At 62.6% G+C, this 12,170-nt stretch carries 12 protein-coding genes; 3 read left to right on the forward strand and 9 right to left on the reverse strand.

The annotated features are described in order from the left end of the window. The first annotated feature begins 83 nt into the window (after positions 1–83). Complete coding sequence (locus tag FHT73_RS08720; RefSeq protein WP_015338954.1) at positions 84–314, forward strand: DUF2093 domain-containing protein; 231 nt, start codon at positions 84–86, stop codon at positions 312–314. A gap of 29 nt (positions 315–343) precedes the next feature. Here FHT73_RS08720 and lpxK read toward each other — a convergent pair whose 3' ends face one another. The 6 genes from lpxK to FHT73_RS08750 all read right to left on the reverse strand — a co-directional run bounded on the left by lpxK (position 344) and on the right by FHT73_RS08750 (position 6,215). After that, positions 344–1,393, reverse strand: a complete 1,050-nt coding sequence (gene lpxK, locus FHT73_RS08725) for a tetraacyldisaccharide 4'-kinase (protein WP_183710971.1) — start codon at positions 1,391–1,393, stop codon at positions 344–346. Between the two features lie 84 nt (positions 1,394–1,477). Beyond that, positions 1,478–2,209, reverse strand: a complete 732-nt coding sequence (locus FHT73_RS08730) for an HAD family hydrolase (protein WP_183710979.1) — start codon at positions 2,207–2,209, stop codon at positions 1,478–1,480. A 12-nt stretch (positions 2,210–2,221) separates the two neighbouring features. Continuing rightward, positions 2,222–3,541 carry a lipid IV(A) 3-deoxy-D-manno-octulosonic acid transferase gene (waaA, locus tag FHT73_RS08735; RefSeq protein WP_183710981.1) on the reverse strand — a complete coding sequence of 440 codons (1,320 nt, stop codon included), beginning with the start codon at positions 3,539–3,541 and terminating at the stop codon, positions 2,222–2,224. 180 nt (positions 3,542–3,721) lie between these two features. Beyond that, positions 3,722–3,967, reverse strand: coding sequence for a DUF4170 domain-containing protein (locus FHT73_RS08740; RefSeq protein ID WP_015338950.1), 246 nt, complete (start codon positions 3,965–3,967; stop codon positions 3,722–3,724). A 61-nt stretch (positions 3,968–4,028) separates the two neighbouring features. Next, complete coding sequence (locus FHT73_RS08745; RefSeq protein ID WP_183710983.1) at positions 4,029–4,835, reverse strand: 3'(2'),5'-bisphosphate nucleotidase CysQ; 807 nt, start codon at positions 4,833–4,835, stop codon at positions 4,029–4,031. A gap of 27 nt (positions 4,836–4,862) precedes the next feature. Continuing rightward, a complete protein-coding gene (locus tag FHT73_RS08750) occupies positions 4,863–6,215 on the reverse strand; it encodes a TldD/PmbA family protein (protein ID WP_183710985.1) in 1,353 nt (450 codons plus the stop codon). A 150-nt stretch (positions 6,216–6,365) separates the two neighbouring features. On the opposite strand from FHT73_RS08750, the gene FHT73_RS08755 reads away from it, so the two are divergent. Then, positions 6,366–8,186 (forward strand): monovalent cation:proton antiporter-2 (CPA2) family protein, encoded by a 1,821-nt coding sequence (locus FHT73_RS08755; RefSeq protein ID WP_112608151.1) that lies wholly within the window; start codon positions 6,366–6,368, stop codon positions 8,184–8,186. Between the two features lie 49 nt (positions 8,187–8,235). On the opposite strand, the gene FHT73_RS08760 is transcribed toward FHT73_RS08755, so the two are convergent. From FHT73_RS08760 to FHT73_RS08770, 3 genes are read right to left on the reverse strand one after another with little or no spacing between them, the layout of a single operon-like run. Then, the gene (locus tag FHT73_RS08760) at positions 8,236–9,102 is read right to left on the reverse strand and encodes a patatin-like phospholipase family protein (RefSeq protein WP_112608153.1); all 867 of its coding nucleotides are present in this window, start codon (positions 9,100–9,102) and stop codon (positions 8,236–8,238) included. An 18-nt stretch (positions 9,103–9,120) separates the two neighbouring features. Next, positions 9,121–9,687 (reverse strand): 16S rRNA (guanine(966)-N(2))-methyltransferase RsmD, encoded by a 567-nt coding sequence (gene rsmD, locus FHT73_RS08765; protein ID WP_095434065.1) that lies wholly within the window; start codon positions 9,685–9,687, stop codon positions 9,121–9,123. A gap of 6 nt (positions 9,688–9,693) precedes the next feature. After that, positions 9,694–11,637, reverse strand: a complete 1,944-nt coding sequence (locus tag FHT73_RS08770; RefSeq protein WP_183710987.1) for a pseudouridine synthase — start codon at positions 11,635–11,637, stop codon at positions 9,694–9,696. 72 nt (positions 11,638–11,709) lie between these two features. Between FHT73_RS08770 and FHT73_RS08775 the strand changes: the two genes are divergently transcribed. Next, a complete protein-coding gene (locus tag FHT73_RS08775) occupies positions 11,710–12,168 on the forward strand; it encodes a nucleoside deaminase (protein WP_112608157.1) in 459 nt (152 codons plus the stop codon). Positions 12,169–12,170: the final 2 nt, after the last annotated feature.

Genomic DNA, 12,170 nt, shown 5'->3' on the forward strand with positions numbered 1-12,170 from the left:
TAGCGACCTTGCGTGTCATATTTGACGCATGGCGCTGTAGTGCGGTATGGCAAACGGATGAGACAGATCAAGGACGGCATCAGATGAATCTTTTCGAGGGACATGGAAATCGCGAGGCGAAAATTCGCTACCTCGACGGCGATTTCCAAATCCTGATGCCGGGTTCTTATGTAGTCTGCGCCATGACCGGCAAGCATATTGCGCTCGATGAGCTGCGCTATTGGAGCGTTGCCCGGCAGGAACCCTATGCGGACGTCATCACCTCGCTCGAAGCGGAAAAGCGCGCCGGCGCGCTGCCCAATCAGAAGCGTTGATTTCTCTTCCTGAATAACCAGACGTGGCTCTAAGCCGCTTTGCTATTGCGCTTTTCCCGCAAGCGCCGCTCTCGTGCGGCTGCAATGGCCCTGTCGATGATCAGGGCTGGGGCATTGGGATCGTCAAAGACCATATCGATCTCAATCACCCGGCAGCGCTGCAGCAGTTCGTCGGCGCGGCCATGATGGCCGATCAGGCGCACGTAGTCCTTCGACGTGGTGACGATCTCCAGCCCTTCGCGCGCGGCTATGTCGAGCATGTCGGAGACGTCGTCTTCGCCGGGATGTTCGTGATCTCCGAAGCTGCGCCGGACGGCGATCTCAGCCCCCAGCGTCTCGACCGTGCGGAAGAACTTGGCGGGATCGGCGATGCCGGCGAAGGCAAGCACCTTACGTCCGCGCAAATCCTCCTGACCGCGCACTCTGACGCTCGCTGAAAAGAAAGGCTTCCCCGCCCTTGCCGCAAGACGCACAACGCGATCGGCGGCGGTGCCTTCACCGACCTTCAAGAGAGCGGATGCATAAAGAAGCTGCGTACGCAGGGGTGCGCGCACAGGACCGCCTGGAACCAGGTAGCCATTTCCGATGCCCCTGCCTGCATCGACCACCACAAGGGCATAGTCGATCGCAATCTGCGCGCTCTGGAAGCCGTCATCCATGATGATGAGATCAGCCCCCTCGCGCACGAGCCTTTCCGCACCATCGGCACGGCGACGGGCAATGACCGTCAGCGCCTCGCGGGCAAGCAGCAGCGGTTCGTCGCCGACGGCCGTGGCATGATGATGCGTGGGATCGACGACTGTCGTGACATCAAGCGAGCCGCCATAGCCGCGGCTGAGGAACCCCGGCTTCAGCCCCTTCGCCTTCGCGGCCTGGGCGAGCGCGAGCGCCGTCGGCGTCTTGCCGGCGCCGCCGACCGTAAAATTGCCGACGCAGATGACCGGCACCTGCACGGAGGCGCGTTTGCCATGCACCATGCGATGTCCGGCGATACGGCCATACAGGAAAGAAAAGGGTGAGAGCCCCCAGGCACGCCAATCCGGCTTTCGCCACCAGAAAGGTGGGGCTTCCGATACCATGCGTCTAATCCAGCCCTATTCCTGTGCCTGCGACCAAGCGGCAAGAAAGGGCAGATTGCATGAAAAAGCAAGCCATTGCCGGGATCAGGCCGATTGCGCCACAGGCATGAGCAGGTTTTCAAGCTCGGTGATGTCGTTGAGACAATAATCCGATGCGGCCGTCAGCGTTTGGCGCGAGCCGGTACCTGTCAGCACGCCAACGGTCAGGCCGACACCGGCGTTGCGCCCCATATGAAGGTCGTGATTGTTGTCACCGACGACAGCGACCTGTGCCGGCGAAAGGCCTGTCGCGGCGTAGAAGCCGAGTACCATGCCCGGCTCCGGCTTGGTGCCGAAGCCGCTATCGTAGCCGGCGATGTAATCGATATAGTCGATGAAGCCGAAGCGGCGCGCTGTCTGGCGGATGGAGCGCTCATTGTCGCTGGAAGCAACGCCGAGCCTGTATCCGCGCTCATGCAGGCGCTGGAAGAAGGCCGCGAGATCGGTGACGGGCGAGGAGAAATCGGCCGCATGCGCAAAAAGCGCGTCGAGTTTTTCCACCAGCTCCGCGACATCCACTTTCGAGCCGGCAGCCACCAGGCCCTCGGAAATCTGCCGGGTGTTACCTGCCGCAAGCAGGCTATCCGGCACGATGTGGCCTGTGATCGGGTCCATGCCGCAGGCGGAGAGAAGATGATCGGCGAGAATGGGATCGTCCTGAGCAGCAATCCTGGCAAGCTCGCGATTGACCGGCAGCCAGCTCTGGTCATAGTCGAGCAACGTGCCGTCCTTGTCGAAAAGGATGCCCGCAATCGCTCCCAGCTTCGCCGCTGTCATACCCTTCCCTTCTTATCCGTTCGCCATCGTCTTCGGCATCAGCCGCGCCTTGACCGAAAGCGGATTGATATAGGGCTCCAGGCCCTTGACCGTTGCGGCCAGCGCGCCTCGCATTTCATGCACGGCTGCGAAGCCGGCGTCGATCATACCGCGTCGTGCCGTGTCGTTCGTGAGCAAATAATGCACGCCGCGCGCCAGCATCTCGGTATCGCGCACCATGCGGGCGCTGCCGCGGCGGGCGAGCAACTGATAGGAGTCACGGAAATTCTGGACATGGCCGCCCGTCAGGATCGCGCAGCCGAGCATAGCCGGCTCAAGCGGGTTCTGGCCGCCTTCATTGAATAGCGATTTGCCCATGAAGGCGACTTCCGTCATCCGCAGGTAAAGCCCCATCTCGCCGATCGTATCCCCAAGGAAAACATCGACATCGGGCGAAAGGATGTCATTGCGGGTGCGGCGCGCCACTTTCAGGCCCTGTTCGACCAGCATCGCCTCGATCGCATCGCAGCGCTCGGGATGGCGCGGCACGATGATGGTGAGCTGACCGTTATGCTCCTTGAGCATCGAATGGACGGTGGCTGCAGCACCCTCCTCGCCCTCGAAGGTGGAGACGGCTGCCCAGGTCTTGCGGTCGCCGACCTGCTTCATGTAGTCGGCAAGCGTCGGCGCGTCATAGGACGGCGCGTCCGTATCCACCTTGAGATTACCTGATTTGAGAACCTGCAGGGCGCCGAGATCACGGAAGCGCTCGGCATCGAGGTCGGACTGTGCCACGACCAGCGCCAGATTTTCGAACAGCGCCTCGGCAAGCGAGGGATGCCGGCTCCAGCGCGCGAAGGATCGATCCGACATGCGGGCGTTGACGAGGATCTGCGGAATGCGCTTGCGGCCAAGCTCCATGATCGTTGTCGGCCAGATCTCGGATTCGGCGAAAATGGCGCAATCGGGCTGCCAATAATCGAGGAACCGCTTGATGGCAGGCTTGAGATCAAGAGGAACGTATTGATGGATCACCTCGTCGCCAAGCCGCTGATGCGCGACCTTAGCAGAGGTGATCGTACCCGTCGTCAGGATGACGTGAATGTCGCGGCGACGGATTTCTCGGATCAGCGGAATGACGGCCGAGGTTTCGCCAACGCTTGCGGCATGGAACCAGATCAACGGTCCCTGCGGGCGGTTGGCACTGGCATAACCCGAGCGCTCCAGCCTGCGGGAGCCATCTTCCTTGCCCTTCGCAGCGCGCACGGCGAGATAAGGCCCGATGAACGGATAAACGGCAATTCCGCCGAAACGATAGGCGCTCAAGGCAAGACGCGCCCTGAGGCTACTCATTTCGACCGCCTCCCATCCCAGCTGATCATCATCTATGCCAAATCCCGATAACCACGCGGCCGAATAAGCAGCCGAATTTTCGTTCTTATTGTGTCAAAGATACTGCTTCATGGCCGGATTTAAAGCGACAACGCTTTCCCGGATAGAGATATCAAATGCAAAATTCGGAGTAATGCGACCTCAGGATGCCGCTTTTTCCTGCGGATCCAGCAAGCGATGCAGGTGGACAATGAAATAACGCATATGGGCATTGTCGACAGTCTGCTGTGCCTTGGACTTCCACGCCACCAGCGCGCTCGCGTAATCGGGATACATGCCGACGATATCGAGCTCATTGAGATTGCGGAACTGGACCTCTTCGAGGTTTTCCAATTCGCCGCCGAAGACAAGGTGCAGGAGCTGCTTTTTGCCGCTGGTATCAGTCATTTTCGTCTCTTTCTACTGTCGTCCCCCTCCGTCCTTCATCTGCGGGATTTTGACGGAAAGGTCAACCGTCTCGTCGGTTCGATAACTGGCGGAGGAACTCGGGCAGCTGCGCCGCCGATGCGCCGCAAAGCTCGTCATGGGAAACTTCGGCGCGGTTGTAGCGCAGGGCATTACCGGAAAGGTCCACGAGCGCACCGCCGGCCCGCTCCAGGATAAGATCGGCGGCCGCCAGATCCCAATCATGAGAGTTGCGCTTGACGATGGTCCCCTCGAGCCGTCCGTCCGCCACCATGGCAAGGCGGTAGGCGAGCGACGGCACGTGCTTCACTCGCTCGACCGTCTTGCGGAAATCCGGATCGACGCCCTTCAGCATATCCTCGCCGGTCGCAAGACGATTGATATCGTCGCCGACCCTCTGGGAAACGCTGATCGGCTCGCCGTTCTTCAAGGCCTGCCCGCCGGCCGTCGCCACGAAGAGCTCGTCCAGCGCCGGCGCATAGAGGACACCCGCCACCGGCCGGCCGTTAGTGACGACGGCAACGCTGACGCACCATAGATCCAGGCCGGAGAGAAAACCTCTGGTGCCGTCGATCGGATCGACGACGAAGACGGTCGCGTGCTTCAGACGCTCGGCGTCATCATCGGTTTCCTCGGAAAGCCAGCCATAATCGGGCCTTGCGGTACGAAGCGTGGCGGCCAGGTTTTCGTTCGCGGCAAAATCCGCGGCGCTGACCGGGGACTGGCCGTTGTTCTTCCACCAGACTTCCGGCGATTGCCGGAAGAAACCGAGAGCGATCTTGCCCGCCTCGAGCGCGGCACCCACGATCAGGTCCACGTCGCTCAACTGGCCGGCCTTGCTATCGATCATTGACGAATTCCAATCTCCGCTCGTTTCTCAGCGGCCCGCGAGCGTCATGCCCTCAACAGCAAGCGTCGGAGCGGCGGTGCCGAAATCGCGGTCGATGTCGTTCGCCGGCGTCACGCGCATGAACATGTCCTTCAGGTTGGAGGCGATCGTCACCTCCGAAACCGGGAAGGTCAATTCTCCGTTTTCGATCCAGAAGCCGGTAGCGCCACGGCTATACTCGCCGGTGATCATATTGACGCCCTGGCCGATCAGCTCGGTGACATAGAAGCCCGTACCGACGCTGCGGATCAGTTCCTCGGGCGAAATATCGCCGGGTTCCAGCGCGAGGTTCGTGGATGCGGGCGATACGGACGTGCCGCCGCGCACACCGCGGCCGTTGGTCTTCAGCCCGCCACCGATTTCCCGCGCCGTCGCCGTGGACAGGAACCAGGACTTCAGCACACCGTCCTCGATCATGACGAGCCGCTTGCCTGACACGCCTTCGCCGTCGAAGGGCCGCGAGGACGGGCCGCGCACGATCAGCGGATCGTCCGTGATCGAAAGGCCTGCCTTCAGCACCTGCTGGCCCATCTTGTCGCGCAGGAAGCTGGTCTTGCGGGCGACGGACGCGCCATTGATGGCGCCGGCGATATGGCCGACGAAGCCGCGCGCGACACGGGGATCAAAAACGACCGTGACATCTTTGCCGGTCGGAACCTGCCGCGGATTGAGGCGTTTGACCACACGCTCGCCGGCGCGGCGGCCGATCTCCTCAGCCGCATCGAGATCGGCAAAATAGAGACGGCTGTCGAAATCATAGTCGCGCTCCATGCCGGTACCCTCGCCGGCAATGACGCTGACGGAACGCCCGAAGCGCGAGCCCATATAGTGGCCGGAAAAACCATGCGAGGTGACGAGCACAAGCCCGCCCATGCCTGCCGAGGCGCCGGCGCCGGAAGAATTGGTGACGCCGGAAACGGCAAGAGCTGCCGCCTCGGTCGCAAGCGCCGCTTCGCGTAGCTGCTCCGTGGAAACCTCGGTCGGATCGAACAGTTCGAGATCTGGATAGCTCTTGGCGAGATCCGCCTCATCGGCAAGGCAGGCGAAGGGATCCTCCGGCGAAACCTTGGCCATGGCGACCGCGCGCTCGGCAAGAGCATTCAGATCGAAGCCTGGATTGGCCGATACGCTGGCGACGCGATTGCCAACGAAGACCCTCAGCGAAAAGTCGTCGCTCTCGGAGGATTCCGTGCCTTCCACCTTGCCGAGGCGTACGCTGACGGAATGGGCCCTCGATCGCACCACGACAGCATCGGCCGCATCCGCGCCGGCTTTCCGGGCAAGATCGATCAACTGGCTGGCGCGGGAAAGCAGAGCGGCGGAATCGATTTCAGAGGTCATGACTTGGCCTTTCCTTCGCGTTCCATTTATTGTGCACTACATAAAGCATCAAGTGCGGCAAAGCCGATTCTTGTTCTAATCCCTTCACGCATGGTTGTTTATCATGGCCAAGCGTCGCAACACCGCCTGCCCCACGGAAAGAAACAGACGATGTCCGCCCCCAATACGCTTTTCACCGAAACCCTGCTGCTGCTCGGCGGTGCCGTCGTCACGGCGCCTATCTTCAAGAAACTGGGGCTTGGCACTGTGCTCGGCTATCTCGCCGCCGGCGTCGTCATCGGGCCGATCCTCCATAGCATCAGCGACAGCGAGGCCGTGCTTGCCGTTGCCGAACTCGGCGTCGTCTTCCTGCTCTTCATCATCGGCCTGGAGCTGAAACCATCGCGTCTGTGGCAGATGCGTCGCGATATTTTCGGTCTCGGCACGGCACAAGTTGTTCTCAGCGGACTAGCACTGATGGTAGCCGCCTATTTCGGCGGCATTGCCGGCTGGAAGGGTAGCATCATCATCGGCTTCGGCCTGGCGCTTTCCTCGACTGCCTTCGCGATGCAGATCCTCGAACAGCAAGGCGACGTCAACACGAAATACGGCCAGCGCTCCTTCTCGATGCTGCTGCTGCAGGATCTCGCCATCGTGCCGCTGCTGGCGCTCATCACTGTGCTCGACGGCGCGCAGGAAACCGCCAATCCCTTGCCGAGCCTGGCAATCGCCGTCGGTGCGGTGGCGGCAATGATCATCGCGGGGCGCTATCTGCTGACGCCGCTGTTCCAGGTGATCGCTCGCACCGGCGCCCGCGAGGCGATGATTGCGGCCGCCCTCTTCGTCGTCATGGGATCGGCAACGCTGATGCAGCTTGCCGGCCTCTCCATGGCGATGGGTGCCTTTCTCTCCGGCGTAATGCTGGCCGAATCCTCCTATCGGCATGAGCTGGAAGCGGATATCGAGCCCTTCCGTGGCGTGTTGCTCGCCATTTTCTTCATCGCCGTCGGCCTGTCGCTGAAACTCGACGTGATCCTCGACAACTGGGTGCTGATCGTGCTCGCTGTTCCGGTGATGATGTTCATCAAGGCGATCGTGATCTATGCGCTCTGCCGCGTCACAGGCTCCCCGCATAACGATGCCGTGCGTATTGCCGGCCTCCTGCCGCAGGGCGGCGAATTCGGCTTCGTACTCTTCAGCGCCGCCAGCGCCAGCGGCGGCCTTTTCTCCGCTAATACGGCATCGATGCTGATCGCCATCGTGACGCTGTCGATGGCGCTGACGCCGCTGAGTTCCGCGCTGGCGAAACGGCTAGTCAAGGGCGACGCGCAGGAAGAGCTGGACGAGGATTTCGAGGGCGCCGGCTCCGATGTGCTGATGATCGGCTTTTCACGTTTCGGCCAGATTGCCGCGCAGATCCTGCTTGCCAGCGGCCGCGACGTGACCGTCATCGATTTCTCCGCCGACCGCATCCGCCAGGCATCGAGCTTCGGCTTCCGCATCTATTTCGGTGACGGCACCCGCAAGGACGTGCTGCGCTCCGCCGGCATCGATCGCGCCAAGATCGTCGTCGTCAGCACGCATCTGCGCGAGGTGACCGACAAGATCGTCGAACTCGTGCAGACGGATTATCCGCACGCGCGCCTCTTCGTCCGCTCTTATGACCGTATTCACTCGATCGAGCTGCGACACAAAGGCGTGGATTACGAGCTGCGCGAAACGCTGGAATCCGGTTTGCTCTTCGGCCGCCGCACCCTGGAAGCGCTTGGGGTCAGCGAGGCGGAAGCCTACGAGATCGGCGAGGATATCCGCAAGCGCGACGAGCAGCGGCTCGTGCTGCAGGTCAGCGAGGGGCTGCAGGCCGGCACCGACATGCTCTACTCGCGCCCCGTCAAGCCGGAGCCGCTGGTCAAGCCGAAGCGTGCGGCCGAAACCTACAGCGATGCAGACGATCTCGTTGCCTTGCCGCAGGAGGAGCCGGAGCGGGCTTAATCTTCGTACGGTCCTGGCGGAAACACAGCCAGCGGCTACTGGCTAAATACTAATTCTTCGCTGTCATCACCCGGTCGAGGGCGAATTTCAGCTCGTCCTTTACGCCAGCCGACATGGCGAGAATATCGCGTGCCTTCAGGAAATCGAGAACGCCGGTGCGGCCGACGGCTGGACGCAGGAAGATTTGCGGCGCCTGCAGGCGCAGCTTCAGGGCAATGTTGGACTGCATGGTCAGCTGGCCGGCACCGAACAGGCTCTCGATGCGGTTCGGAACCTGTCGGCCGCTGCCTTCCGGCCCACCGACGACGTCGATGCCGATGACGATATCGGCAAGACCGGCCAGATGTTCATAAGGAACCGGATTCATGATGCCGCCGTCGATCATCACGCGGTCTCCGAGCTTGACCGGCATGAACACGGCGGGAATGGCGGCAGAGGCGGCGAGCACGGGGAAGAGCTCACCTTTCTCGATGACGACCTCCGCCTGGTCGTAATAATCGGTCGTGACCACCTTCAGCGGGATGTGCAGCTCGGAAAAGCTTTCCGGAATGGCCGGCGGCAGGAAGGTGCGCAGAATGCGTTCGAGATTGAACTGACCGAAGCGGATGCTGCGCATGCTGACTGGCCGCAGGCTCCAGATCTTGTTGAGAACGGCCGGACGATTGCCGACGGTTGCCAGCGTATAATCGCGGATCTCAGCGCCACTCATGCCGACGGCCATGGCCGCGCCCATGATCGAGCCGATGGAGGAACCTGCTATGGCGACGGGGCGGATACCGAGCTCGTCCAGCGCCTCGATGATGTGAATATGGGCGAGACCGCGCGCACCGCCGCAGCCGAAAGCGACTGCGACGCTCGGCGTGCCGGAAGCGGCGAGCGGATAGTCGCTGCCGACGAAATCAGCATAATCGCCCATATTGTTCTCCTTCCTCCGTCAGGCCGCCAACGGCTGGTAACGGAAGAAATGCATCTTGCTGTCACCGAAGGTTCGCTCCTCCAGAAACAGGAAATCCGACGGCGCGGCAACTGTGACATCGGCGCGCTCCTCGAGGATCGCCAGAGCGCCCGGCACCAGCCAGCCACCGGCGGCAGCGGCCGCGAAAGCCTTCTCACCCAGCCCCTTACCGTATGGCGGGTCGGCGAAGAGAAAATCGAAGGGCTCGAGATTGCCGACACTGCCGAGATCCGTCGCGTCACGCCGCAGCATGCGCGTGCGGCCATGCAGGCCGAGGGCATCGATGTTTTCCCAAAGGAGACCCCTGCCCTCGACGCTGCTTTCCACGAAGAGCACATGCCGGCAGCCGCGCGAGGCTGCCTCCAGCCCGACGGCGCCGGTGCCGGCAAACACATCCATCATCCGCGTGCCGTCGATGGCTTCGGGATAGGCGTGGTTCAGAATGTTGAACAGGCTTTCGCGCGTGCGATCCGCCGTCGGACGAATGTCGTTCGACTTCGGCGTTGCAAGCGAGCGACCGCGAAACTCACCGCCGACGATCCTCACCGCGCGTCAGCTCCTGCCGCCCTTGGGACCGCCCCTGCCGGGGCCACCCCGACCGGAACCGCCGCGCGGACCGCCAGACGGGCGACCTGCACCGCCGGGTTTGCCGCCAAAGCCGCGCGAGCCACCGGGCTTTCCGCCCGGTTTCCCGCCGAAGGATTTGCCGCCGCCTGGCTTCTTGCCGAAGGGCTTGCCGGCCGGCCGATCGCCGAAAGAACGCTCGCCTTGCGAACGGTCACCGAAGGGCCGGTCGCCACGGGGCGGACGATCACCAAACGGACGATCCCCCTGCGGGCGAGCGCCGCGGGGACGTTCGGAGCGCTGCTCGCCGCCGAAAGACTTGCTGCGCGGACGCTCGTCTCCCTCGGCGCGCGGACGTCGATCACCACGGGGCTTATCGCCGAAAGGCCGGTCGCCACGCGCGGGCCGATCTCCGAAGGAGCGCTCGGAGCGGGCCTCCCCCTGGAAGGATTTCCCACGAGGACGATCGCCACCCTCTGGCCGCGAACCACGTTCACCACGCGGACGATCGCCAAACGGACGATCTCCGCGAGAGCGCTTGCGGTCAAAACCTTCATCATCGCCACGCGACCGGCGCGGAGCTTCCTCGCTCGAACGGATCCACTCGCCATCGCCCTCGTCGACGCGATTGATGCGAACGCGCGGGCCTTCGTCCGGACGGTCGAAGCCGCTGCGCTGCGGGCGTTCGGGCTCGCCGCGCCGGGAGGCGGTCTTTGCATTCTTGGCCGCCTTCGCGGCTGCCTTTTCGCCGAGCGGCCGGGCGCCGGGCGCCATCCAGACATTGGCGCTGCGGCGTGGGCCGAGCGGCTGGCGCTTCTGACGGTCATCGTCCTTGTGCCCACCATCGCGACCACCATCGCGACCACCTTCGCGACGATCATCACGCTTGGCATCCCGCTTGGTATCGAGACGGCTGAGCGCACGTTCGCGCTTATCCTCGGGACGCTCCCGACGCGGTCGCTCTTCCTTGCCCGCGCGAACCGGGGCCGTCCGCGCCGGCTTGGCTTCCGCCTCTTCGGGTTCGGCAATGGCCGGGGCGTTATAGAGCGGCGCATCGAAATTCGCCTTGGCGTCCTCGACCAGGCGAGGGCCGAGCTGGTCGCGCAGCGTGCGGCCGCGCACCTCGAGCACATGGCCTTCCGGCAGCTCGCCGAGCTGGAACGGGCCATAGGAAATGCGGATCAGGCGGTTGACCTCAAGGCCGAGCGCGCCGAGCACGTTCTTGATTTCGCGGTTCTTGCCTTCGCGCAAGCCCATGGTGATCCAGACGTTGGACCCTTGCGTGCGATCGAGCGTCGCGTCGATCGAGCCATAAAGCACGCCGTCGACGGCAATGCCTTCCTTCAGCTTGTCGAGCGCTTCCTGATCGATCTCACCATGAGCGCGCACGCGATAACGGCGCAGCCAGCCGGTGGTCGGCAATTCCAGAACACGGGCAAGGCCGCCGTCATTGGTCAGCAGCAGCAAGCCTTCGGTGTTGATATCGAGGCGGCCGATCGACATAACGCGCGGCAGCTCTTCCGGCAGATTATCGAAAACGGTCGGGCGTCCCTCAGGATCGGCATTGGTGGTCACCAGGCCGGCCGGCTTATGGTAGAGCCACAGTCGCGTGCGCTCGATGCCACGTATCGGCACGCCGTCGACCTCGATCTTATCAGTCAGGGTCACGTTGACCACCGGCGTATCGAGGAGCACACCGTTCAGCTTGACGCGGCCATCGAGGATCATGCGCTCGATATCGCGGCGCGAGGCCACACCAGCGCGCGCCATCACCTTGGAAATGCGCTCGGCCTTTCCATCCTCGACTGCGGTTTCATCCGCAGCCTTGACGGTTGCGGCCTTCGCAGGCTTCGCGCCATCGCGCTTTATCGTCTTCTTGTCGCCAGCAAAGGGTTTAGACCCAGGCCGTTTGGGCTTGTCATTCATCGTCATTTGTTGTTTGCCTGAATTTTTAACGCGTGTTCCTATCAGGTCACGCCCTTGCGGTTAAGTGGAAAAACTTGAATGGCGGCTACAAATCAATTCATGGAGCTTGCTTTGACCGAAGCGCGCCGTGCCGGAGAGCGTGGCGAAGTGCCGATCGGCGCAGCAGTCGTGCTCGACAGCAAAGTCATCACCACTGCCGGCAACCGTACCCGCGAGCTCAACGACATCACCGCCCACGCCGAAATCGTCGCCATCCGCCTGGCCTGCGAGGAATTGGGCCAGGAACGTCTTGCGGGCGCCGATCTCTATGTGACGCTGGAACCCTGCACCATGTGCGCGGCGGCCATTTCGTTCGCGCGCATCCGACGTCTCTACTATGGCGCCGAGGATCCCAAAGGCGGCGGTGTCGACAATGGCGTGCGCTTCTATCGCCAGCCTACCTGCCATCATGCGCCGGAGGTCTATTCCGGCCTCGGCGAGACCGCATCCGCCGACATCCTCAGAGGTTTCTTTCAGGCGAAACGCTCCGAAGACTGAAA

The organism is Rhizobium sp. BK098, assembly GCF_014193155.1.
In the GTDB taxonomy this organism is placed as follows: Bacteria; Pseudomonadota; Alphaproteobacteria; order Rhizobiales; family Rhizobiaceae; genus Rhizobium.